Source organism: Lysinibacillus piscis (genome assembly GCF_026012395.1).
Classification (GTDB): domain Bacteria; phylum Bacillota; class Bacilli; order Bacillales_A; family Planococcaceae; genus Lysinibacillus; species Lysinibacillus piscis.
This window is the reverse complement of the sequence record NZ_BRZA01000001.1, coordinates 1,228,566-1,254,019: the sequence shown is the minus strand read 5'-3', so window position 1 is coordinate 1,254,019 and position 25,454 is coordinate 1,228,566. Positions and strand designations below refer to the sequence as shown.

Sequence of the window (25,454 nt, the reverse complement as noted above, 5' to 3'; positions counted from 1 at the left end):
ATGTGGAAAACATGGAAATCATTCATCCTATTTTTCAGTATAGTCTGGCTAATTTTTGGGTTATTTACATTGATGGTAGCTGGTAACAAATATATTGGGAAGTCTTATTTTAAGTCCAATGAATTTCAGCTTATGGTGAACTACATGGTAGAGGAATTAGGACCATATGCGTTAAATATACCAACAGCTGAACAGTTAAAAAGTCAAATTACTGTGAAGCAACATGAAATCGAAGCACATCGTAGCTATTATGGTAGCTTAAGTGAGCAAGTTGAAAGTATTAAAACACAATATGAAGAGGCAATTAATGAAGCAGTCAATGTCAATGCGACAGATTTAAAAACAAAGCTAGAGCAAGAGCGTGATGATAAAATTAAGGATATCACGGAAAATTTCACAAATGATGAGCATGTACGTGAAAAAATTATTGCTCAAAAAGAGAAGCAAATTGACGACTACATGAAAGGCGTGAAACAAAAAGAAATAAATTTCAAAAAGCAATATCGTTATTGGTCGTATGAATTAACGAATATGAACACGGGCGAGACAAAGCGTTTTGGAGATATCAATGCAGATAATGCATATAAAATGCAATATACAGAGCAAGCACCATTATCTACAGCAATCACAAGTGATGAAATTAATCAGCCATCTGATACAGGTGAAATCATAAGCTATTCAGATGATTATACAGGTGTTGACTATACGGGAACCATCGCTATTTCGAAGGAAGCTGTTCAGCAATTTGATGACTATCAAACATTTAAAAACCACCAATATATATTTTCATTTATTTGGATAATGACGATTGTTGTAGGTATTTACTTATGGAGTAGACGTATGGATCTGGCAATCATTATACAGGATATCCGTGATCATGAATGGATGCCTCATATCAAATTCGATGTCCGACTCATGGTAATGGTTATTACAGCATTTAGTTATTGGCTGACTTTGTGGGTTGTTTATGAAGCAATTGAATATTCATATTATCCAAATTTCATTAATGTAATTGGTATAATTTTCGAGCCTGCTATGATGTTCGTGATTGCAGCGGCATTTTATGTACAACTGATTTGGCTGTATGGTCATATTAATACAACAGATAAGCTAGTGAAAAATATCGAAAGTAGCTATTTATGGTCATTGGGCGATTCATTAGGCGATTTATTGTTAAATCGTTCCATTGCTTTACATTCCTTCATTATGTTAAGTGCAGCATTTTTCGGTGGTGGCAGTTTAGTTGTAGCGATGATGGGTCATGAAATTGGCGTCTTTGTGTTATTGATTTGTATGTTTATCGGTCTACCAACAGCTATTGTCTTTTTATCCAGAATGGGCTATTTAAATCGTATTATGAAGGATACAGAGGCGATGGCAGCAGGGCGTTTACACCAAGATATAAAAGTGAAAGGAAAATCACCTTTAGCGAAGCATGCAAAAAATTTGAATCATTTACGAGAAGGTGTGCGTACATCGATGCATGAGCAGGCGAAAAGTGAGCGCTTGAAAACAGAGTTAATTACAAATGTGAGCCATGATTTACGCACACCGCTCACGTCGATTATTACGTATACAGATTTATTGAAAAAGCCGAATATTACAGAGGAAGAACGTCAGCAATATATTCAAATTCTCGATAAAAAATCGGAGCGTTTGAAAGTGTTGATTGAGGATTTATTTGAAGTATCTAAAATGGCAAGTGGTAATATAGAGTTGCACCGTAGCCGAGTAGATGTCAACCAGCTTGTGCAGCAGGCAGTTGGTGAGCATAAAGAGGATTTTATACAGGCACAGTTAGATTTACGTATGACGATGCCGCATGATGCTGTTTATGCATATGTAGATGGGCAAAAGTGGTGGCGATTGATTGATAATTTAGTGGTCAATGTGCTGAAATATGCGATGGAAGGTACACGTGTGTATGTAACATTGAAGAGAACGATAGATGGTGAAATTGAGTTTGCAGTTAAAAATGTGGCGAAATATGAAATTAATGAGAATGCAGAAGAGCTGTTTGAACGCTTCAAACGAGCGGATGCTTCTCGTCATACGGAGGGCTCAGGGCTTGGGCTAGCAATTGCACAATCAATCGTGGATTTGCATGGTGCTCGTATGACAATCGATGTAGATGGCGATTTATTTAAGGTTATCGTTCGTATACCAGTCGTCTAAAAGAAGGTCATCTCTTACGGGAGATGGCTTTTTTATATGGTAGACGGATAGAAGTGTCAAAACGATGGATAGAACCATGAAAGTGACGGATAGAAGTGTCGAACTGACGGATAGAAACAGAGATGCTATAATCAATGCAAAATAAAGAAAGTTGAGGACTACTATATGTCGAAAATCATAGGTGGTATATTTTTTATCGGTATATATGGTGCGCTAACCTTTTACATAGGCTGGGGATTAAAGCAGTGGCTTGTTGCGATGGGGTGGTTCCGTTACCCGATTGTTTATTGGCTCTTGCTGTTTATCATTGCTTTTAGTGTTGTAATAGGCAGGCTGCATGAATCATTGCGGATATTTTCGGTTTTGGGGAATTATTGGATGTTTATTTTTGAATATGGGTTATTGATTTGTTTACTGACACAATTATTTATTTGGCTAACACCCTTCAAAAATGTACAAATTATTGGTAGTATAGCAGTTGGTACACTTGCTTTACTAGCGATTGTTGGCTCCTATTTAGCTTATTCACCAGTAGTTCGACAGTTAGATATAACAATGGATAAAAAGAATAGTGAGCTAGATTCATTGAAAGTTGTCATAGCATCCGACTTTCATTTAGGTCTGTTATCTCATAAAAGGCATTTACAACGCTTTGTTCATTTATCGAATGAAGCACAGCCTGATATTGTTTTTTTAGCAGGTGATCTTGTAGATGATGATCCAAAGTGGTTTGTAGAGGACGGAATGGCTGACGTGATGAAGCAGCTTACTTCTACATATGGTGTTTATGGTGTGTTAGGGAATCATGAATACTATGGGAAGAAAATCCCTGAATTTGTCGAAGAGATGAAAAAGGCCAATGTACAAATTTTACAAGACGAAACCATTCGTATGGATGAGGCGTTTATAGTAACAGGTCAAGAGGATATTACCAACCGCAATCGAAAGCCGTTAGAGACATTGAAAATGGATGAGGATTTACCGTGGTTTGTCATGAACCATACACCAAATGATTTACAAACACCTGCAAAGGCAGGCGTCGACTTTCATATGTCAGGGCATACACATAAAGGACAGCTTTGGCCGAATAATTTTATAACGGCACGTGTATTTGAATTAGACTATGGTTATAAGTTAAAAGAACAGATGCATACACTGGTGTCATCAGGCTTTGGCTTCTGGGGTCCACCAATGCGTATAGGTAGCCGTTCTGAGCTATGGGTGGTTAATATTCATTTTAAATAAAGGTAGGGTGACGATGTGGACATTATTGAACTATTAAAGGCGCTTATTTTGGGCTTTGTTGAAGGAATGACAGAGTTTGCGCCTGTATCATCGACAGGACATATGATTATTGTGGATGATATGTGGTTAAAAACAGAGGAATTTTTAGGGATGTATCCTGCTAACACATTTAAAATTGTGGTCCAGCTAGGGTCGATTTTAGCGGTTGTCGTTGTGATGTGGAAGCGAATGCTGAGCTTGGTTGGCTTATATAATATCGATGGTCAAGCAAAATCCGTAAAAGGACGCTTTAACTTATTACATGTCATTATTGGGATGTTGCCAGCAGTTGTATTTGGCTTTGCCTTTAAAGATTTTATCGATGACCATTTATTTAAAGTGGAGCATGTCATTTATGCTTTAGTGGCAGGGGCTATTTTAATGATTGTGGCAGATAAATTTGCACCGAGAAAGCCGGCAATTGATTCATTAGATAAAATTTCTTACGGCTTAGCCTTGAAGGTTGGTCTAGTGCAATGTTTATCCTTATGGCCAGGCTTTTCACGTTCAGGTGCAACGATTTCAGGTGGCGTGTTATTCGGCATGAGCCATCGAGTTGCGGCAGATTTCACGTTTATTATGGCTGTACCGATTATGGCTGGTGCGAGCCTTGTCTCTGTATTGAAAAACTGGGATACGTTATCAATGGATTATTTAGGCTTTTATGTAGTCGGCTTTATTAGTTCCTTTGTATTTGCCTTATTATCGATTAAATTTTTCTTAGCACTTATTTCAAAAGTGAAGTTAATGCCATTTGCGATTTATCGTTTAGTATTAGCGGCTGTTTTAGCAGTTATTATTTTTATGTAGAAGCTAAGGTCACTCATTCGTGGGTGACTTTTTTAGTTACTTCAGCTATAAATGTTATATGGTTGATAGAAAGTACTATTGATTTTTAATTTGATCTAGTATAAAATTTACAAAATTCTATATTAAAAGCTATGAAAAGAAGAGTAAATATACGTACTATCTACAGAGACCTCTGATAGCTGAAAAAGAGGGATAGGAAATATATTGAAACAAGGCTTGGAGCTGTGCATTGTATTTGCCTGTTGGAGCAATGATGATGCAACGTATTCTCACGTTAACGAGATAGGGTATCGCTGATTGATTTATTCACAAAGCTGTACTCGATAAGATTTCTATAGCAATGTAGAAATGAACTGGGGTGGCACCGCGATATGACTCGCCCTCAAGATAATATCTTGGGGGTGAGTTTTTTTATTTTGTTTTACAAAAAATAAAATAGGAGTGGTGATTATGTCCAGATGGAAATATCCTTTAATACTATTAGGAGGAATAGGTATCTCAAATGTAGGTGCATGGGTTTACCTAATTGCACTAAATTTAATTATATTGAATGAAACAGGTTCTCCACTTGCTATTGCTTGCTTATATATACTAGGTCCAATTGCAACTATATGCTCGAATGCTTGGGCAGGTAGTTTAATTGATCGGGTAAATACACGATGGCTTATGATGGGCTTAGACGTTTTTAGAGCAATATGTATTGTGTTAATTCCACTTCTACCTTCACTTATGTATGTTTATGTACTAGCATTTATCATCAATATGGGCAGTGCTATTTTTCAGCCTACATCCATGGTTTATATGACGAAGCTAATACCTGAAAACAATCGACAACGCTTTAATGCACTACGTAGCTTTATTAACTCTTGTGGTGCATTAATAGGCCCTGCTATTGCTGGGATTTTATTTTGGATGGGGACTCCTTATACTGCTATTTATATGAATGCAATGGCTTTATTTTTTTCAGCATTGATTATAATGATGCTACCGAATGTCGATACGAGGCTGGAAGAAACAGAGGAGAAAAAACTTACATGGGCTACGATAAAAAATGATTTTCGTATTGTTTTTCATTTCAGTAAGAATTATCCCTATGTCATAAAGATATATTTATTATTTAGTGGCACTACTATCTTCATGACGGCAATAGATTCTCTTGAGGCAGCATTTGCTAAAGGCGTACTTGCAATATCAGATACAAATTATAGTTTTTTATTAACGGTTTTTGGAGCTGGAATAATAATAGGATCAATCATTAATTCGGTATTTTCAAAACAGCTTGCAGTGAATTTTTTAATAGGTATGGGTACTATTTTTACTTCAATAGGTTATATCATATTTTATAGTTCAAGTGGCTTTTTTAGTGCAACGCCTGCTGTATTTTTAATGGGGTTTGCTATAACATTCGCCAATACAGGGTATTTGACTTTCTATCAAGGCCATGTTCCTGTTGAGATGATGGGAAGATTCGGGAGTATCTTTAGTGTCATTGAAGCAGGCTTTATTGTTGCTTTAACCATTTTAGCCGGTGTAGCTGCTGAATTGACTTCGGTTCGTCCAGTAGGATTAATAGGTTCATTTGCCTTCTTCTTATTAGGGTTATTGGCATTGAAAGCTGTAACAGGTGCAAAACGGCGAGACTATTTTAAAAAAGATGTTTCTTCCTTAAACAGTTAATTAGTAAATAGAAAGCACAATGTCAGCAACAAATGCTTTCTTTGCTTTAGCGTGAACTAGGATGTAATTGAATGTACACAACCTTTGGAAATGATGATAAGATTTAGTTAGGAATGAACCAGGGGGACGGAACATGAAAAAGAAATTACTAATTACACGAAAGTTTCCAGCGCATATCGTGGAACCGTTGCAGGCGTATTATGATATTGAGCAATGGGACGAGGAGGAGCTGGTCATGCCGCGTGAGAAGCTATTGGCGTCCGTAGCCGATTGTGAGGCATTATGGGTAACATTAGAGGATCAAGTGGATGAAGAATTACTGGAGCATGCACCTCATTTGAAATTAGTAGCACAATTAGCAGTTGGCTTTAATAATATTGATATTAAAGCATTGCGTAAGCGTGGGATTATGGCGACAAATACACCAGGCGTGCTAACACATACAACGGCTGACTTAGTATTTGGCTTGTTATTAGCAACCGCACGTAGAATTCCAGAGGGGGAACGCTATTTACGTGAGGGTAAATGGAAAAGCTGGTATCCGATGCAACTTGTTGGGAAGGATGTAGCAGGAGCGACCATTGGTATTATCGGTATGGGACGTATCGGGCAGGCTGTAGCAAGACGGACAATCGGCTTTGATATGAAGGTTTTATACAATAATCGCAGACGACGCTATGAAGATGAGGAAATGTATGGATTCCGCTATGCACCGCTAGAAGATTTACTGAAAAAATCCGATTTTGTAGTGATTATGACGCCATATAATAGCGACACCGATAAGCTAATTGGTGCTGAAGAATTAGCCATGATGAAGGATGATGCTGTATTAATTAACGCATCAAGAGGCGGTATTATTGATGAAGTAGCACTTTATGAAACATTAAAAAGCGGTAAATTGTGGGCAGTTGGCTTAGATGTTTTTGAGCAAGAGCCAATATCAATGGATCATCCATTACTGACGTTGCCGAATGTTGTAGCATTGCCGCATATCGGAAGTGCTTCATTGAAAACAAGAGAAGCCATGCTCAACTTAAATGTACGAGAGCTTGTAGCCTATGGAAAGGGTGCAGCTGTGACAAATCGCATAGATTACTAAGCGATTAGAGTATATACAAATTCAAAAACAGCAGTAAAAGACAGATTAAAAAAGACGGCTTACACCAATATTTTTGGTATAAACCGTCTTTTACTGCTTTTATTTATTAAACAAATCAAACAATCCACCAATACCGCCCTCACCAGCAGATTGACCTCCGCCACCTTTAGAAACAGGAGCAGCTGCGAATACACGGCTTGCTAAACGGCTAAATGGCAATGATTGAATCCATACTTTACCTGGACCACGTAATGTCGCAAAGAAAATACCTTCCCCACCAAATAAAGCTGTTTTGACACCACTAACCATCTCAATATTGTAGTCTACGCTGGAAGTCATCGCAACTAAGCAACCTGTATCGACACGCAATACTTCTCCAGGCTGTAATATTTTCTCATGAATAGTTCCTCCTGCATGTACAAAAGCCATGCCATCTCCCTCAAGCTTTTGCATGATGAAGCCTTCACCACCGAAGAAGCCTACACCGATTTTCTTTTGAAATTCCACACCGACAGAAACGCCTTTAGCAGCAGCTAAAAAAGCATCCTTTTGACAAATGATTTTGCCGTTTAATTGGCTTAAATCCATAGGAATAATTTTTCCTGGATATGGGGAAGCAAAGTAAACATGACGCTTCCCTGAGCCAACATTCGTAAATGTCGTCATAAATAAACTTTCACCTGTAATTAAACGTTTCCCTGCCCCAAGCAATTTACCCATAAAGCCACTTTGAGCGCCACCTTGTGAGCCATCACCAAAAATGGTTTCCATGTGAATGGCTTCGTCCATCATCATTAATGCGCCAGCCTCTGCTACGACCGTTTCCTGTGGGTCAAGCTCTACTTGCACATACTGCATATCATGCCCAAATATTTTGTAGTCGATTTCATGATTATTCATCGTCATATTCCTCCAAGAATATATTTACTATCATTGTATACGATTATCGGTAATGTTGGTTTCAAAAATATTAAAATATTTTGTAAAAGGAATAAGCTAGCAAATATCGAATATAAAGAGTAGACTGTATAGTCTTTTGAGTACGATTCAGGGGGTGTATGTAATGGAAATTACAAATTATATCGGTGGAGAGTGGGTAGCTTCTACACATTTGCAAAATATGGCTGTAACCAATCCAGCTAATGGGGAGCAGCTGGCGACAATACCACGTTCTACAGGTAAAGAAGTAGCCGAAGCTGTAGTAGCAGCTAAAACAGCTCAGAAAAAGTGGGCATTAGTACCAGCGCCAAAACGTGCGGATTATTTATATGCAATCGGTCAAAAAATGAAAGAGAAAAAGGAATATTTGGCGACCGTTTTAACGAAAGAGATGGGCAAGGTGATTGAGGAAGCAAGAGGCGAGGTACAGGAAGGTATTGATATGGCTTATTATATGGCTGGTGAAGGGCGACGTTTGTTTGGAGAAACCACGCCGTCAGAACTAGCTAATAAATTTGCTATGAGTGTGCGTGCACCAATTGGGGTAGTCGGCTTAATTACACCATGGAATTTCCCAGTGGCAATTGCTACATGGAAGTCGTTTCCTGCCATCGTTGCGGGAAATACGTTTATTTGGAAACCATCCAATGAAACGCCCATGATGGCTTATGAAATGGGGAAAATCTTTGAAGAGGTGGGCTTGCCTGCTGGTGTAGCGAACATTGTTTTTGGTACAGGGCCAACAGTGGGAACGGCATTAATCGAGCATCCAGATGTCAAGGTTATTTCATTTACAGGCTCTACGACAACGGGAAGTAAGGTAGCCGAACTAGGAGGTAAACATCTAAAGAAAATTTCTTTAGAGATGGGTGGTAAAAATGCAGTTATTGTCATGGATGATGCAGATTTACAGCTAGCGACAGAGGGTATTTTATGGAGTGCCTTTGGGACGGCTGGCCAAAGATGTACAGCATGTAGTCGTGTCATTGTGCATAAAGATGTAAAAGAGGAGTTAGAAAAGAGATTGCTCGATGCTATGCAGCAGCTGACGGTTGGCAATGGCTTAGATGAAGGCATCAAAGTAGGCCCTGTGATTAATAAAGCGGCATTAGAGAAGATTAATCATTATGTCCAAATTGGCAAACAAGAAGGGGCTACATTACTAGCTGGCGGGCGCATGTTGACAGATGCACCTTATGATAAAGGATTTTATTATGAGCCAACATTGTTTACCGATGTGAAGCCCGATATGATTATTGCACAGGAGGAGATTTTTGGTCCTGTTGTGTCTTTAATTGAAGTAGCTAATTTAGATGAGGCAATTGAAGTAAATAATGGTGTGAAATTCGGTTTATCGAGCTCTATTTTCTCTCAAAATGTCAATACGATTTTCCAAGCACAGCGAGATTTAGATACAGGTATTGTCTATGTGAATGCAGGTACAACAGGAGCAGAAATCCATTTACCTTTCGGTGGTACGAAGGGAACAGGCAATGGGCATCGTGATTCAGGTGTAGCGGCATTAGATGTTTATACAGAGTGGAAGAGTATTTATATAGATTATAGTGGTAAGTTACAGCGAGCACAGATTGATACAGAATAAGATTCAATACAAAGGGGATGTTTTGAATGAAGGTTGTTGTATTAGGTGCAGGTTTAATGGGGAAAGAAGTAGCACGTGATTTAATTCAAAATAGTAAAGTAGAGCGTGTCTTTTTGGCAGATATTAACACAGAGGTAGCACAAAATTTTGTGGCTACATTAAACACAGATAAAATCGAGGTAGTGGAGCTACATGCGGAGCAAGATGATTCACTCCGAGCTGTAATTTCTAAAGGAAACGTGGTCGTTAATGCATTGTTCTACGCTTTCAACGAACGTGTGGCACAGCTAGCGATTGAAATGGGCGTGCATTCGGTGGACCTTGGTGGGCATATTGGTGGTGTAACCGAAAATATTTTAGAGCTGAACGAAGCAGCGAAGGAAAAAGGCGTCACAATTATACCTGATCTAGGCGTTGCACCAGGGATGATTAATATTTTAACTGGCTATGGGGCATCGAAGCTAGATGAAGTGGAATCTATTAAGCTATATGTGGGTGGTATTCCAGTAGAGCCAAAGCCACCGTTAAATTATACACGTGTATTCTCTTTAGAAGGTGTATTTGACCACTACACCCAGCCCTCAAAAGTGATTCAAAAAGGAAGATTAGAGGAAGTACCATCTTTATCAGGAATTGAGCCAATTTATTTCGATGATTTTGGTGTGATGGAAGCCTTCTATACATCTGGTGGTATATCGACACTTTATAAAACATTCCCAAATGTGCAAACACTGGAATATAAAACAATTCGCTATCGAGGCCATGCAGAGAAGTTTCAGCTTTTAGCGGATTTAGGCTTCTTAAATAATAATAATTTCGTATCTGTTGATAATCAAAATATTCCTGTGCGCGCTGTTGTACGTGAGGCACTGCATAAGGAGCTAGAGCTTGGCAATAAATCAGATGCCGTGCTTTTACGTGTCATTGTGGCAGGTGAAAAGGCACAGCAACAAGTCACATATGAATATGAGATGATTGTGAAAAAGGATTTAACTGTCAATGAAACGGCGATGGCACGTGCTACAGCAAATACGATTTCAGTCGTAGCGCAAATGATTGGTGAGGGCATTATTACAGAACGTGGTGTATTTGCACCAGAGTCGATTGTGCCAGGTAATGCGTATATTGAGGAAATGGCAAAGCGTGGCGTTGTCATTAAAGAAACTTCACATAAATCAGCTATGATTGTGAAATGGTAGGTGTTTGAGATGAATTTTGAATTTACAACGGAACAGGAATTGTTAAGAAAAACGGTAAGGCAATTTGTGGACGATGAAATTATACCGCATATTGCTAAATGGGATGCAGAAGGTGGCTTTGATACAACCATTTGGACGAGGCTTGCTGAATTAGGCTTGATGGGTGTTTGTGTGCCTGAAAAATACGGTGGCAGTGGCATGGATTATAATTCACTTGCCATTGTCTGTGAGGAGCTTGAGCGAGGTGATACCGCATTTCGTACAGCTGTATCCGTGCATATTGGCTTAAATAGTATGACATTAATGCAATGGGGTACAGAGGAGCAAAAGAAAAAGTATCTGATTCCACAGGCGAAGGGAGAGCGTATCGGAGCTTTTGGTTTAACGGAGCCAGGTGCGGGATCGGATGTAGCAGCGATGTCCACAACAGCTGTGCGAGATGGTGATTTTTATGTATTAAATGGGCAAAAGACATGGATTTCACTTTGCGATATTGCCGATCATTTCATCGTGTTTGCATATACAGATAAATCAAAGAAGCATCATGGTATTAGTGCCTTTATTGTCGAGCGTTCTATGGCTGGCTTTAGCTCAAAGGCGATTAAAGGGAAATACGGTATTCGTGCGGGGAACACAGGTGAACTGTTTTTCGAGGATGTTCGTATACCAATAGAAAATCGACTAGGTGAAGAGGGCGAGGGCTTTAAAATTGCCATGGCAGCCTTGGATAATGGTCGCTTTACCGTTGCGGCAGGGGCTGTTGGTTTGATGCAAGCCTGTATTGAGGCAAGTGTGAAGTATTGCCATGAGCGTGAAACCTTTGGCAAGCCGATTGGAGAGCATCAACTTGTTGGACAGATGCTGGCTAAAATGGAGGCAGGCTATCAAATGAGCCGCTTGCTTGTTTATCGTGTAGGCGAGATGAAAAATAAAGGCATTCGCAACACAAGAGAGACTTCGTTAGCGAAATGGCAAGCCTGTGATTTTGCCAATAAAGCAGCGGATGATGCAGTGCAAATACATGGTGCATATGGCTATTCAGATGATTACCCAGTGGCACGTTATTTGCGGAACTCTAAAGCGCCTGTTATTTATGAAGGCACACGTGAAATTCATACGATGATGCAGGCAGAATATGTACTAGGTAAACGACACGATAAGTCATTGAATCATATGTTGCCAAAATGGCCGTTTGATGAATAAACAAAAACCCTGATTCGTCAGGGTTTTTTGCTTATATTTAATTGTGTTATAGTAGTTTGTGTGAAAAAATCTCACTATTAAGAGAGGTAAGCGTATGTTATTACAATTTACGGTTGGCAATTATCTATCGTTTCAAACGAAAGAAACGTTCAGCTTGGTTGCAACAGAAATGACAGAATTACGAGATAATATAGTGGAAATTGAAGAAGGCTTTTCAGTAGTAAAAAGTGCTGCTATTTATGGAGCAAATGCAAGTGGCAAAAGTAATCTGCTCAGTGCCATGGGGTTTATGAGGGATTTTGTTGTTGATTCATTTAGAATTTCTCAAGATGGCAATGGGATTCGTGTAGCGCCTTTTAAATTAGATGTAGATTCTAAGGGGAAACCTTCTTGTTTTGAAATAAATTTTTATCACCAGCATGATTTATATCGATATGGTTTTGAAGTAACTCCAAAAGAAGTCGTGAAAGAATGGCTTTATATTAATGAAGAGTTAATTTATGAGCGGAATCAAATGGATTTAATGAAAGGGAAATTGAATGATGAGTCGATTGATTTAAAGTGGGGTATGACAAGAAATAATGTACTGTTTATTTCAATATTAGGGAGTGCAAATACTGTTTTCGCTATGGAGATTATGGAGTATTTTAGAACGCATTTGAATGTTTTATCAGGCTTGGCAGTCGAACCTGGGCATTTTACGAAATTTTTATTACAGCAGAACAATCAAAATGATTACAATTCTATTATGCAATTTATACAGGCACTAGATATTAGTATTGATGGCTTGAGTGTAGAGGAACATAACGATACATTAGTCCATTTGCCTAAGGAAGTAAGGGAACTTATTGATAGAGACGTATACTATGAGATTTTTACAGAACACAATGTCTATGATCATAAGGGCATAGTGATAGGCAAAGTGAATTTTTTAGCAAATGATTTAGAATCTACAGGCACAAATCAATTAATCTCTCTTGCTGGACCAATAGTCAATACTTTAGAGAACGGTGGTACATTATTAATTGATGAAATGGACGCCCAACTGCATCCTTTAATTTCAGAAGCGATTATCAAAATGTTTAATTCTAAAAAAACAAATAAAAACAACGCACAATTAATTATTACTACACATAATATCACTAATTTATCCAATGAACTTTTAAGAAGAGACCAAATTTGGTTTGTAGAAAAGGATAATCGAGAGCGATCACATGTGGTTTCGTTGGTAGAATATAAATTTAACAATAAAAGAGTGCGAAGTGATGAAGTTTATAGTAGAAACTATTTGAAAGGCAAGTATGGAGCGATTCCTCTTTTACCGCAAGAAATCAAAGTGTTAGAGACTAATTTTGATAACAAGGGTGAGTAAGCATGGCTAAAAATCGCTTTTCGCATTTAAAACGTAAAACAGGCACTAGGGAAGAGAATAAAAGTATCTTGATTGTATGTGGTGGAGAAGAAACCGAACCGAATTACTTTAAGGCCTTTGAAACATATAGTGGGTGTGTTATTCATGTGAAAAAATCTCATAAAGGTACGAGTAAGTTGGTTGAAAAAGCGCTCGAATTTAAAAATCAAAATGAATATGATAGTGTATGGTGTGTATTTGATAAAGATGATTTTACAGATTTTGACCAAGCGATTGATTTAGCCAATAAACATGGCATAGAGGTTGCTTACAGCAATAAATGCTTTGAAATATGGGTTTTAATGCACTTTGGGAAATCTCCAAAAATTCATCAGAAAGAGTTAGAAAAAGAAGCAGATAAAAGTTTCAAAAATACTTTGAAAGAGAAGCAAGGGTATAGTAAAAACATGGATAATCTCTATATGTTACTAAAAAGTCGTCAAAAGGTGGCAATAGAGGTAGCAACAAGATGTTATGCAGACCGAGAACTCCATGGTGAAAGTCCATCAACTCAGGTAGGTGTTACTACTGTACATAACCTTGTAAACATGTTAAATGAAAATTCACCAAATAAATGGGATTAGTATGGAAGACTGTTGAGAATTTTTCTCGACAGTCTTTTTTGAAAAATGGTGTAACTTTTTGCACAACCAGTAGTCTAATTGGTAAACGAGTAATATAAAGGAGCTGGGAAAATGAAAAGTAAAGGGATTGTCCTATTGGTTGTGGCAACGCTTATTGTGCTACCACTAACTATAGCGTTTATGATGCTACCAACAGCAGAGGCAAAGGCAGTGAATACAGTTATGAACACACAAAACTGGCAAGCATCTTTTAGCCAAAAATTAAAAAAGGATAGTATTGCAGTGGGAGATGTGTATGTGACAAATGGAAAAAATGAAAAAGTCACAGCAACCATCACATTAAGCGAAGACCAACAAACGGTTATTGTCAGTAAGCTAACAGTAGGAAGCTATCAATTACATGTAGAGGAGAAAGCTTTCTTACAAAGTGAACTGAAAACGAAAGCACATGTAATCTCGTTTAATGTAATTGACAAAATTGAAACGGTTAAATCTGATAAAGAGCTACAGCAATATTTTGAAGTGGTGCTGGCAAATCAGCAATCGACAAGGCATGTGCAGTCAGATAATTTTTCAGCAGTGTCTGAAAGTGCAGCGGATACAGCCTCTAATAAAAGTGAGCAATCCTCTACTACAAACAATCAGGTAGACGGTGTAGAAGAAGGCGATATCGTTGTTGTCAAGGATGGCTATATTTATACGGTGAAGGATCGTACTATTATGGTTGTCAATGCAAAGAATCCTAAAAATTTAGCATTAGCAACAAAAATTCAGTTAAAAGAATCACAGTATATTTCCAAGCTAGCTATCTATCAAAATTTATTAATTGCGATTGGTGATGAGTATCTTGAAAAAGTGGGTACAAGTATGACAATGGCAACGATTTACGATATTTCTAATCCTCAGAAGCCAAAACTTGTGCGAGAGGTTGGGCAAGAAGGCTATTTACAAGATATGCGTATTACGAAGGATACATTGTACTTAATTGGCAATATGCATCCAAACTATTGGATTTTACGTGAAGAAGCTACGCCTGATTTAAAGCCAAAAGTGTATGATAGTATGGCAAGCAAAGCATATCGAAGTTTAGCTATTGATAAAATAGCTATTTTACCAAATACAATGGATGGCACTTACAGCTTGATTACAGCTATTAATTTAAAGAATGGTGCAAAGGCTACAGCGAATACGAAGGGCTATTTAGGTGGTAGTAGTGGGCTATATATGTCAGAAAATTCCCTGTATCTCACAACGCCGATGTATAATGGCGAAACGGTCATGCCAGCAGGTCGAATGGTGATGGATATGATTTGGATGCCACGAGCAGTAGATACACAAATTTTTAAATGGACTGTAGATGGGACGAACTTGAATTTTGTTGGCACAGCCGAAGTAAAAGGAACGGTATTAAATCAATATTCAATGGATGAATATAAAGGCAATTTCCGCATTGCTACAACAGAAGGTAACACATGGGATGAGAAAGATATATCTCGCAACCATCTATTCATTTTAGATGAGCAGCTAAAAGAGCTTGGGGCAGTTAAAGATTTAGCACCAGGTGAAAAAATTTACTCTGCACGCTTTATGGGTGATAAAGCTTATATGGTAACCTTTAAGCAAGTGGACCCACTATTCGTCATTGATGTTGCTAATCCAAAGAACCCAGCAGTACTTGGTGAGCTGAAAATTCCAGGCTTCAGCAACTATTTACACCCATTAGATGATACACATTTAATCGGCATTGGTTATGACACAGAGCAACGTTATGATGCGTATTCAAAACGTAATTTTACAGTAACGACGAATATGAAGATGTCATTGTTTGATGTATCAGATTTTAAAAATCCAAAAGAGCAGGCAACCGTAAAAATTGGTGGCAAGGGCTCTCATTCAGAGGTGCAATACAATCCTAAAGCCTTGTTCCGCCATAAAGACTACAACTACTATGGCTTCCCAGTGATTTTATATGATGAGGGTAAAAAGGATGAGGTTGTTTACCAAGGACAAGGAGCACAAATTTATGAAATTACAGCAGAAAAGGGCATTACACTGAAGGCTAACATCATTCAAAAAAGTGATGGTGCGCAGTATGAAAATTGGGAGCAACTTGTGCAACGTGTTGTCTATAGTGGAGATGCACTCTACACAATTGCACCAAATGAAGTAAAAAGCTATCAATTAACAGATTTCAAAGCATTAGATACCCTTCCAATTAAATAGCATCATAAAGGGGCGAGCTCATGATTAGTTGAGCTCGTCCTCTTTTTTAGGAAGTCGTATTTGAAATAATGTTTCTTCATAAGGAACGCTTGTTACATGGATACTAGCTTGATGTAAGTCCACAATTTCCTGTACAATGGATAACCCAATGCCAAGCCCATCTCCTTGCCGCCCTTGATGGACACGATAAAATCTTTCAAAGATACGTTCTTGCTCTGCTGAGGCTATTCCTGGCCCCTTATCCTTAATGGTAATCCATACATCGTTTTGTTGTTCTTTTAGGATAATACCAAGATAGTGACCTTCCTTACCATAACGAAGGGCATTGTCGATTATATTACGAATGGCACGCTCCATTAATGCTACATCGATATGTATCATAATATCTGTATCCTCAATATGAACATCTACTATGTAATCTTGACCATCTAAAAATAATAAATAATCAGCCAAAATTTTTCGGAGCATTTCAGAGATATTATGTGGTGCGAGTTGTAATGTCAACGCATGGGTATTTTGTCTTGTAATATCTAGCAATTGGTCTAATAATTTATCCATATAACGAGAACGTTGCAAAATAATTTTGGCACTAGATTGTAGCTCTCGGTCATCTTTATATAAGCCATTACGAATTGTTTCCGCATAGCCTAAAATCATTGTTAATGGTGTTCGTAAATCATGAGAAAGATTAGATAACAGCTGTTTTCGTTTATTGTCAAATTGCTCAATTTCAATAACCTGACTTTGAATACGCTCTACCATCGAATTATAATGCTGTGTCAGTTGTCCTATTTCATCCTTAGAAGTATCCTGTAGTACAATAATATCCTTTTGAAGATTCACTTGGGTAAGTGCATGATTGAGTTTATGAATGCGTCGGTTCATCCGAGAAAAGAACCAAATAGCGAGTAAGTATGGCACCATAAAAGCAATGATTAAAGGTAATAGCAATGTTAAAAGGACTTTGGTTGTACGAAGGAAAAAGTAAACTTGCCCTGGCTGCATCGCTGTACTAGGTAATTTCATTAGCAAATAATAGGGTTGCTGTTGTAAATGTGTTTTATACACAAGGCTAATCGTCTCCCCCTCTGTCCAAAGATTATAGGGGATGCTGAGGAAATGATCGGCTAATTGTTGAAAATCATAATTTTGAGGAGTACCAGCCGTATTATAAATGGCTGTACCATCTGCTTGTATCCATTCAAAATGAACTGCCGGATGTTCAGCATGTGCGGCATCTAATATTGACGAAATTCCCTTTTCCTGTTGGTCGATAGTTGTAAGAACCTCATTCGAAATCGTCTTTAAATCGCCTATATCATATCCTTTGTTGCCGAAATCACCCATGATAAAGCTAGCAGCGATAAAAATAATAAGACTACTAAAAATACTGATAATTATCAGAAGCCACATTTTAGTCTGATTTTTCAAAGTTCATCTCCCGAAAACTGATAACCTATCCCTCGAATACTACGAATATGCTGGTTGCCAGTTGTTTTCTCTAATATTTTGCGTAGTCGGCTAATAAAAACGCTTAAATTATTATCGTCATAATGTTTATGTTGCCAAATCTGCTCATAAATTTCTCTTTTCGTTAGAACACAATCCGCATTACGCATAAATAATTGCAAAAGCTGACATTCAATAATTGTTAGTTGTTGTTTTTTCTCATTGTAATGTAAGGTAGTATTGTCGATTTCGAGTACCAATTTATTTAAGCGTATGGTGTTTGTTTGATGAAGAGGTTTTGAAGAATGTCGTCTTAAATGTGCCTGTACACGTGCCACAAGTTCAACTGGGCTAAATGGCTTTGTCACATAATCATCAGCGCCTAATCCAAGTATCGTAATTTTATCTTCTATTTCCCGTCTAGCACTTAATGCAATGACGAGTGACTGTAAACGTTGCTCTTTTAAATAGTGTAATACCTCAAAGCCATTCCCATCATCCATCATTAAATCCAAAATAATCATATCAAATGCGCGTTCACCTAGTTGAGCAATGGCATCATACCCTGATACAGCTTCACATACACACATTTCCGCTTGCTGTAAGTGTAGTCGGATTAGCTGGCGAACATCCGCCTCATCATCCACTACTAGAATTCGATTCATCATTTATCGCCTCCATTCTCGATTATAACTGATAAAAAAACCTCCCGTCACGAGTCCATTAAGATTTCATTAAGAAAAGTCTTGTTTTTATTTGATAGATTAATAATAAGTGGAACAAGCAATATTTGATAGTGAAGCCATATACTCGTCATCTATTCACAGAGGGAAATGAAAACAAATAGGAGGTAATCAGACAATGAAACAAATTATCAAAATACTGATTTCAGTGTGCATGGTGTTGACTATGCTACCAACAATGACTTTTGCTGAGGGCGAGGCACAGGATTCTGAAGTGATTACGGCCTTTGTGGATTTAGCAGGGGATATTACAGTTCAAACGGTTCAGGTAGGCACAGAATACACTGAGCTTACTTTACCAAAAGAGCTGATAACGACAGTAACAACAGACGCTACAGCAACAATTGCGGTATCTAAATGGAACAGTAGTCCAACTTATGATGGGCATACAGCAGGTAACTATATCTTTACACCTACATTGAATTTACCGAACAATCTAACAATAGCAAAGGATACCCAACTACCCACAATTAAAGTGACAGTGCAAGCCAAACGTAAGACTATGCTTTTGGGGGCATTATCTGCCGAACAATTTACACTTCCAACAGGACAAACCTACTACTTTGATTTGTCAGGACAAAGTATACCAGGCACAGTAAATACTGCGTTGCCTGATACGAGGCTACAGTATGTACCATTTACTTATGTAGGAACAATCAATGCTTATAGTCTCGATAGTTCAGCAGATGGCAGGGCAGAAGCAACGACAAATGCCATTGCAAGTGACCGTAGTCTTTTTGTGGCAGATTATATCGTCACAAATCTTGTTTCATGGAATACATTGAGGGACAATAACTTGATTTTCGGCAGACCTTATAATAATTATTATACAATACGTTCATTAAGTGGGGGAAATGAACGAGTGGATATTGATAAATCTGCCAACCCTACTACAAATGAATGGGATCAAATCTTAAATAAAAATGCTAGTTGGCTAAAAAATTGGGCTCCGTTTTCTTGGATACAGGATACACATCCAACATTGTACACGATACGAGGCGGGAGAGGACATATAGATCCCCACAATTTGATTTATAATTCAAAAAGTGAGGGGAGTTTATCTAACTGGGGATTCCGTCCAGTCCTTGAAGTAGGTAGTGCTAATGACTTAGAAGTAATGATACTTCATCTTGGCACAGGGCGTGTTGGGAGTGAAAATATCCTATCAATGGTTCGTGTGGATGGTCAATTTATTGCACCGAGTGATACAGGTTTAACACCACCGAAGAATGGGGAATTTATTTATTGGAGTGTGAATCCAGACGGTAGTGGCACAAAGTATGGGACTGGTTATATTGTACCGAGCACTGTCGATAGACTCTATGCACAATGGCATATAACTTATGAAGTGAACTATGATAGCAATGGTGCAACAGGAGGAAGTACGCCAGAGGACACGCAATTATATGAGGCTGGAGCCAGCGTAACTGTAGCGGATCAAGGGAATCTTGTGCGAGAAAAACATGTATTTACAGGGTGGAATACAGAAAAAGATGGTAGTGGTACATTTTATGCGATAGGAAGTAAAGTAGCTATAGAAGCAAAAGATATTACATTGTACGCACAATGGGAGCCGTTATATAGAGTGATATATGATAGCAATGGTGCAACGGCAGGAACTGTTCCAACTGATAGCGTTGGATATAAAGAAGGTCAACAGGCAACAACAGTGGATAAAGGAAGCCTTATTCGAGCACAGCATCTATTTAAAGGTTGGAATACAGAAAAAGATGGTAGTGGCACATTTTATACAGTAGGAAGTAAAGTGGCTATAAAAACAGCAGATGTTATACTGTATGCGCAATGGAATCCATTGTACAAAGTGACGTATGATGGTAATGGTGCAACGATAGGAATTGTACCAACAGATGTCACAGAGTATGAAGAAAGTCAAATTGTAACGGTGGCGGATAAAGGAAGTCTTGCACGAATGGGATATACATTTGTGGGATGGAATACGCAAAAAAATGGGGAAGGCACAATGATAACGGATGTTCTGCGTATGGAGGCAGACAATGTTACACTGTATGCACAATGGAAGGTAGTGCAGTATACATTAACTTTCGATACAGGTGGAGGAAATGCCATACCAAGTCAAATAGTAACACATGATGCAGCAGTAATTGAACCGCCAACACCAACGAAAGCAGGCTATACATTTGGTGGCTGGTATAAGGAACCTACATTCAAAATAAAGTGGAATTTTGTGATTGATGTTGTAACTGAAACTCGAACATTATATGCAAAATGGCTATATAACAGTGTACCGATGGTTGAAGAGAGTTTACCAGAGCGATTTACAGTATGGTTTGAAACAAATGGTGGCACACTATTAGACAACCAAATGATTACAGAGAATGAATTTATTAAAGATCCACCAATTCCAGTGAAAGCAGGCTATATATTTGATGGCTGGTATAAAGAACCGACTTTCATCACAAAATGGAATTTTGCAACAGATCGTGTAAAAACAACAACGAAACTGTATGCGAAATGGCTGGAGAATAATAGCCAACCGATTCCAACACCAATACCAGAAAAGCCATCGAAACCTGTTATTACTTTTAGTGATATAAAAAATAATTGGGCACAAGAAATGATTGAGGACATTACATCTCGTGGCATTATTACAGGTTATCCAGACGGTACATTCCGACCAAATGAATTTATTAAACGTCAACATGTAGTGGTAATGATAGCACGTGCCTTTGAACTAGAAGCAATTCGAGAGATAACACCATTTACAGATGTGTCAGCAAGTCATCCATATTACGAAGCAATTACTAAGCTCCAACAGGCAGGTATTATCGACGGTTCAAAAGGAGCATTTAATCCCGATGCAATAATAACACGTGCACAAATGGCTAAAATTCTGGTAACAGCGTTGAAAATGCCATTAGGTGGCACAAGCTCCTTTAAGGATATAGATGAAACACATTGGGGTTATCACTATATCACAGCGTTAGAACGAGAAGGAATCGCTTTAGGCTCGAATGGCTATTTTAAACCGAATGATCCTCTCACACGTGCGCAATTTGTAGCGTTTATGTATCGGGCGATGAATTTACAATAAATATGAACGTTTGGCAAGCTGTAAAAAACGACAACAAGCATTTCTTCTTACCTTTGTTTAAAAGGGAGAGGGGATGCTTGTTTTATGAGTATCATGCGAAAATGAATATTTGTTCATTAAGATTTCATTAAGAAAACTTCCCTTGATAATTTGATAAATTAATAGTATCCAATTTTTTGTGGATAAATTTAGTAAAGAAGGTGGAGTATATTGAAAAAAGCAAGAAATATCCTAATGGTTTTTCTATTACTTTTTTCACAATGGGGAGTAATTTCTGTTGAGGCAGCAGGAAGTGAAGCAGATTTTCAAACAATTGACAATGCTACGGGTGTCACGATTACAAAATATAAAGGAAATGATGTAGACGTAGAAATTCCAGCATTTATTCAGTCAAAACCAGTGACGGCGATAGGAGATGCGGCATTTTATGATAAAGGATTAAGAACGGTAATAATTCCAGATAGTATCACATCGATTGGGGACGAGGTATTTTCCGATAATTGGTTAGAAAGCGTAACGTTACCATCGAATCTCACGTATATTGGTAATCTAGCATTTGCATTTAATGAGCTGATAACGATAGACATTCCTGCAAGTGTTAAGAAGATTGATGATTCGGCATTTTACTATAATAAATTAACGAGCGTGAAGCTATCAGAAGGCATTGAGCATATAGAAAATGGAGCTTTTATGTTCAATCGTTTAACGGAAATAGAGCTACCCAATAGTATTACGTATATAGGGGATTATGCATTTGATAATAACAATATAAAGAATGCGAAGCTACCGAATGGCATTACAGCGATTAGCGATTCTGTATTCAGGGACAATCAGCTAGAGCACATAGAAATACCGTCAAGTGTTAACACAATAGGAGACTGGGCATTTATAGGGAATCAATTAACAAGTGTAACGATACCAGCAATGGTGAAGTCTATTGGAGACGAGGCATTCGCCAATAATCAGTTGCATACAGTACGTTTTGCTGGAGCTTTGACTTTAGGGGACGATGTATTTATAGATCAAGCCACATCACAATTTGATGGCTGGTATGAGGATAAAAACTTTACAAAGTCATGGAACAATCAAGTATTAAAGTCGATGGAAATATATACAAAGGATACACCTGTAACTACAACATATAGTGTCAGTTATGATAGCAATGGTGCAACAGGAACAGCACCGCTTGATCCAACAGCTTATAACCAAGGAGATAGTGTAACCGTAAAAGATAAGGGCGACCTTGAAAAAGTAAATCATACATTTACAGGTTGGAACACGCAACCGAATGGAGGTGAAATACCTTATGCAGTAGGTGACACCTTCAATATGGGCACAGGAAATATCACGCTTTATGCACAGTGGGTAGGAGTTCCAAGTTATAGTGTATCTTATGATGGAAATGGTGCAACAGGAACAGCCCCATTCGATCCAACAGCTTATAACCAAGGAGATAGTGTAACCGTAAAAGATAAGGGTGACCTTGAAAAAGCAAACCATACATTTACAGGTTGGAACACGCAATCGAATGGCAATGGCACACCTTATACAGCAAATGACATATTCCAGATGGGTACAGAGAACATTACGCTGTATGCACAGTGGACAGCAGTTGGAAATGAAGGAGATTTTCTAACAATTGATAATGATACGGGCGTTACAATTATAGGCTATATTGGCGATGAAGAGATAGATTTAGTGATTCCTCCTACTATTAATGGTAAGCCAGTAACAGCAATAGGAAATCGAGCTTTTTATGAAAAATATTTAACAGCTATAGACATGCCAGCAACTATTACATCCATTGGGGACAGCGCATTTGAGTTAAATGATTTGACGTATCTTGAGCTTCCAAATAGCGTAATTACTATTGGAAAAAAGGCATTTGCTGATAATTATCTAGTGGAATTGGATTTATCAGTGAATCTTACAACAATTGGAGATAAAGCCTTTATCGGAAATAGTTTAACAAGCATAGAGTTACCTGATAGTCTAACTTCTATTGGAGCACAGGCATTTTCAATGAATTGGCTAACAGAGTTGAGGATACCAGTGAATGTCACATTTATTGGGGAAAAGGCATTTGAAGAAAATAAGCTAGAGCAAGTCGATATTGAAGCAACAAATCTTCTATCTATTGAAAAGCGTGTTTTTAGTGGGAATAATATCATAAATATCAAAATCCCTAATAGTGTGACATCGATTGGAGAAGGAGCATTTAGCTCTAATTTCGTTTTAGAAAATGTTGAATTATCAACCAATCTTAAAATGATTGGGGATTCAGCCTTTTCTATTAATAGTATAAAGAATTTGGTGATTCCAGAAGGTGTAGAAACAATTGGCAAGTATGCCTTTCATATTAATAAACTTAAGTACTTGATGATTCCGAGTAGTGTCACAACAATCGGAAATTCAGCCTTTTTAAATAATTACCTATCTAGCGTTCGTTTTTGTGGAGCACCTAGTTTGGAAGCTAAGGCGTTTGCAGAACAAAATCCAAGTTCTTCCACATTTGAATGGTATGAAGATATCGATTATACAAATTTGTGGAATGGTATTGTAGCAAAGCCGATGAAAATTTATGCTGAGGGAGCTCCGAATTCTACAACCTACAGCGTAACCTACAATGGTAATGGAGCAACAGGTACAGTACCAGAGGATGCCAACGCATATGATACAGGAGAATGTGTCAGTGTAGCGGAGAAAGGAAATCTTGCAAAAACGGGTCACACATTTGCAGGTTGGAGTGACGGAGTAGGAAATGATTACGCTACAGGCAATATATTTTATATGGGAGCATCCAATATCACCCTCTATGCAAAATGGATTGAAACGCCAACATACAAGGTAACGTATGATGGCAACGGAGCAACAGAGGGGATAGTGCCAAAAGATGGTCAATTGTATGAGGAAGGGCAGGATGTAACGGTTGCCGACAAAGGAAGTCTCGTTAAAACAGGCTATACGTTCACAGGTTGGAGCGATGGAGCGGGAAATGATTATGCTGCAGGGACTACGCTGAAGATGGGAGCATCCAATATCACCCTCTATGCAAAATGGGAAGCAAATCCAACATATAAAGTAACGTACAATGGCAATGGAGCAACAGAAGGAACCGCACCAGTAGATGCCAATGCTTATGAAGAAGGTGCAAGTGTAACGGTAGCAAATAAAGGGAATCTTATCAAAGCAGGCTACACATTCACAGGCTGGAATACACAGGCAGATGGCAAAGGAACCAATTATGTTGCTGGTAACAAGTTTACAATAAATACAGCTGATGTTGTGCTCCATGCACAGTGGCGTCAGGACAATGTATCGGGTGGTGGAGGTAGTTATGTTCCTACACCAAATGAACCGACACCAGAGCCACCGATAGTAACACCGAAACCAAACGAGCCAAAGCCAGAACAGCCTATAGAACCAACACCAGATGAGCATATAACACCAACAAAGCCCATCACTTTTTCAGATATTTCGAAGCATTGGGCAAAAGATATGATTGAGGGCATTGCGACTCGTGGCATTATTAAAGGCTATCCAGATGGCACATTCCGCCCAAATGAACCAATTCAGCGCCAACATATTGCAGTTATGTTTGGACGTGCCTTCACATTAATATCAAAGCGTGAGGCTACACCATTTAAGGATGTACCATCAAATCATCCCTATTATGAGGTCATTATGCAATTGCAGCAAGCAGAGATTATGGATGGAGTAAATGGATTTTTCTTGCCAGAAGAACCGTTAACACGAGCACAAATGGCAAAAGTTCTCGTGCGTGCCTTTGAATTACCAATAGGTGGAACGAGTGACTTTCAAGATGTACCAGCTACACATTGGAGCTCTAATTATATTGCGACACTTGAAGCATATGGAATTGCTTTAGGGGATAATGGCTATTTCAAGCCAGATGAACCTGTCACACGAGCACAATTTGTAGCATTTATGTATCGAGCAATGAACATTCAATTCTAATAAC

The 25,454-nt window shown here is 38.3% G+C and carries 16 protein-coding genes and 1 other annotated feature; of the genes, 13 read left to right on the top strand and 3 right to left on the bottom strand.

Features of this window, described 5'->3' with window-relative positions; all coding sequences use genetic code 11:
* From OPF91_RS06000 to OPF91_RS05980, 5 genes are all read left to right on the top strand, one after another.
* On the top strand, positions 1-2,175 hold the full coding sequence (locus tag OPF91_RS06000) for a sensor histidine kinase (protein ID WP_264987785.1): 2,175 nt from the start codon (positions 1-3) through the stop codon (positions 2,173-2,175).
* A gap of 165 nt (positions 2,176-2,340) precedes the next feature.
* Positions 2,341-3,420, top strand: coding sequence for a metallophosphoesterase (locus tag OPF91_RS05995; RefSeq protein ID WP_264987784.1), 1,080 nt, complete (start codon positions 2,341-2,343; stop codon positions 3,418-3,420).
* 15 nt (positions 3,421-3,435) lie between these two features.
* Entirely contained in the window at positions 3,436-4,269 is an 834-nt protein-coding gene (locus OPF91_RS05990) for an undecaprenyl-diphosphate phosphatase (RefSeq protein WP_309297411.1), read from the top strand.
* A 122-nt stretch (positions 4,270-4,391) separates the two neighbouring features.
* Positions 4,392-4,656: a binding site (T-box leader), on the top strand.
* A gap of 63 nt (positions 4,657-4,719) precedes the next feature.
* Complete coding sequence (locus OPF91_RS05985; protein ID WP_264987783.1) at positions 4,720-5,946, top strand: MFS transporter; 1,227 nt, start codon at positions 4,720-4,722, stop codon at positions 5,944-5,946.
* A gap of 133 nt (positions 5,947-6,079) precedes the next feature.
* Positions 6,080-7,045, top strand: coding sequence for a 2-hydroxyacid dehydrogenase (locus OPF91_RS05980; RefSeq protein WP_264987782.1), 966 nt, complete (start codon positions 6,080-6,082; stop codon positions 7,043-7,045).
* Positions 7,046-7,144: 99 nt separating this feature from the next.
* On the opposite strand, the gene OPF91_RS05975 is transcribed toward OPF91_RS05980, so the two are convergent.
* Positions 7,145-7,945 carry a TIGR00266 family protein gene (locus tag OPF91_RS05975; RefSeq protein ID WP_264987781.1) on the bottom strand — a complete coding sequence of 267 codons (801 nt, stop codon included), beginning with the start codon at positions 7,943-7,945 and terminating at the stop codon, positions 7,145-7,147.
* Positions 7,946-8,108: 163 nt separating this feature from the next.
* On the opposite strand from OPF91_RS05975, the gene OPF91_RS05970 reads away from it, so the two are divergent.
* The 6 genes from OPF91_RS05970 (at position 8,109) to OPF91_RS05945 (ending at position 16,207) form a co-directional block, all read left to right on the top strand.
* Positions 8,109-9,587 (top strand): aldehyde dehydrogenase family protein, encoded by a 1,479-nt coding sequence (locus tag OPF91_RS05970; protein ID WP_264987779.1) that lies wholly within the window; start codon positions 8,109-8,111, stop codon positions 9,585-9,587.
* A gap of 26 nt (positions 9,588-9,613) precedes the next feature.
* Entirely contained in the window at positions 9,614-10,786 is a 1,173-nt protein-coding gene (locus OPF91_RS05965) for a saccharopine dehydrogenase family protein (RefSeq protein WP_264987778.1), read from the top strand.
* Between the two features lie 9 nt (positions 10,787-10,795).
* Positions 10,796-11,989 carry an acyl-CoA dehydrogenase family protein gene (locus OPF91_RS05960; protein ID WP_264987777.1) on the top strand — a complete coding sequence of 398 codons (1,194 nt, stop codon included), beginning with the start codon at positions 10,796-10,798 and terminating at the stop codon, positions 11,987-11,989.
* 94 nt (positions 11,990-12,083) lie between these two features.
* On the top strand, positions 12,084-13,361 hold the full coding sequence (locus OPF91_RS05955; protein WP_264987776.1) for an AAA family ATPase: 1,278 nt from the start codon (positions 12,084-12,086) through the stop codon (positions 13,359-13,361).
* 2 nt (positions 13,362-13,363) lie between these two features.
* Entirely contained in the window at positions 13,364-13,984 is a 621-nt protein-coding gene (locus tag OPF91_RS05950; RefSeq protein WP_264987775.1) for an RloB family protein, read from the top strand.
* A 111-nt stretch (positions 13,985-14,095) separates the two neighbouring features.
* The gene (locus OPF91_RS05945; RefSeq protein ID WP_264987774.1) at positions 14,096-16,207 is read left to right on the top strand and encodes a beta-propeller domain-containing protein; all 2,112 of its coding nucleotides are present in this window, start codon (positions 14,096-14,098) and stop codon (positions 16,205-16,207) included.
* A gap of 24 nt (positions 16,208-16,231) precedes the next feature.
* Here OPF91_RS05945 and OPF91_RS05940 read toward each other — a convergent pair whose 3' ends face one another.
* Positions 16,232-17,638, bottom strand: a complete 1,407-nt coding sequence (locus tag OPF91_RS05940) for a sensor histidine kinase (RefSeq protein ID WP_264987773.1) — start codon at positions 17,636-17,638, stop codon at positions 16,232-16,234.
* The gene (locus OPF91_RS05935; RefSeq protein WP_444980432.1) at positions 17,635-18,321 is read right to left on the bottom strand and encodes a response regulator transcription factor; all 687 of its coding nucleotides are present in this window, start codon (positions 18,319-18,321) and stop codon (positions 17,635-17,637) included. Before OPF91_RS05935 ends, OPF91_RS05940 begins: the two co-directional genes overlap by 4 nt.
* A gap of 196 nt (positions 18,322-18,517) precedes the next feature.
* Here OPF91_RS05935 and OPF91_RS05930 point away from each other — a divergent pair, with 196 nt between their 5' ends.
* Positions 18,518-21,472: an InlB B-repeat-containing protein gene (locus OPF91_RS05930; RefSeq protein WP_264987771.1), complete on the top strand. Its 2,955-nt coding sequence runs from the start codon at positions 18,518-18,520 to the stop codon at positions 21,470-21,472.
* A 210-nt stretch (positions 21,473-21,682) separates the two neighbouring features.
* Positions 21,683-25,450, top strand: coding sequence for a leucine-rich repeat protein (locus OPF91_RS05925; RefSeq protein ID WP_264987770.1), 3,768 nt, complete (start codon positions 21,683-21,685; stop codon positions 25,448-25,450).
* Positions 25,451-25,454: the final 4 nt, after the last annotated feature.

What these genes read in the sequence shown, in the direction of transcription:
- OPF91_RS06000 (WP_264987785.1), top strand. Translation starts at nt 1, where the DNA reads ATGTGGAAAACATGGAAATCATTCATCCTATTTTTCAGTATAGTCTGG.
- OPF91_RS05995 (WP_264987784.1), top strand. Translation starts at nt 2,341, where the DNA reads ATGTCGAAAATCATAGGTGGTATATTTTTTATCGGTATATATGGTGCG.
- OPF91_RS05985 (WP_264987783.1), top strand. Translation starts at nt 4,720, where the DNA reads ATGTCCAGATGGAAATATCCTTTAATACTATTAGGAGGAATAGGTATC.
- OPF91_RS05980 (WP_264987782.1), top strand. Translation starts at nt 6,080, where the DNA reads ATGAAAAAGAAATTACTAATTACACGAAAGTTTCCAGCGCATATCGTG.
- OPF91_RS05975 (WP_264987781.1), bottom strand. Translation starts at nt 7,945, where the DNA reads ATGAATAATCATGAAATCGACTACAAAATATTTGGGCATGATATGCAG.
- OPF91_RS05970 (WP_264987779.1), top strand. Translation starts at nt 8,109, where the DNA reads ATGGAAATTACAAATTATATCGGTGGAGAGTGGGTAGCTTCTACACAT.
- OPF91_RS05965 (WP_264987778.1), top strand. Translation starts at nt 9,614, where the DNA reads ATGAAGGTTGTTGTATTAGGTGCAGGTTTAATGGGGAAAGAAGTAGCA.
- OPF91_RS05960 (WP_264987777.1), top strand. Translation starts at nt 10,796, where the DNA reads ATGAATTTTGAATTTACAACGGAACAGGAATTGTTAAGAAAAACGGTA.
- OPF91_RS05955 (WP_264987776.1), top strand. Translation starts at nt 12,084, where the DNA reads ATGTTATTACAATTTACGGTTGGCAATTATCTATCGTTTCAAACGAAA.
- OPF91_RS05950 (WP_264987775.1), top strand. Translation starts at nt 13,364, where the DNA reads ATGGCTAAAAATCGCTTTTCGCATTTAAAACGTAAAACAGGCACTAGG.
- OPF91_RS05945 (WP_264987774.1), top strand. Translation starts at nt 14,096, where the DNA reads ATGAAAAGTAAAGGGATTGTCCTATTGGTTGTGGCAACGCTTATTGTG.
- OPF91_RS05935 (WP_444980432.1), bottom strand. Translation starts at nt 18,321, where the DNA reads ATGAATCGAATTCTAGTAGTGGATGATGAGGCGGATGTTCGCCAGCTA.
- OPF91_RS05930 (WP_264987771.1), top strand. Translation starts at nt 18,518, where the DNA reads ATGAAACAAATTATCAAAATACTGATTTCAGTGTGCATGGTGTTGACT.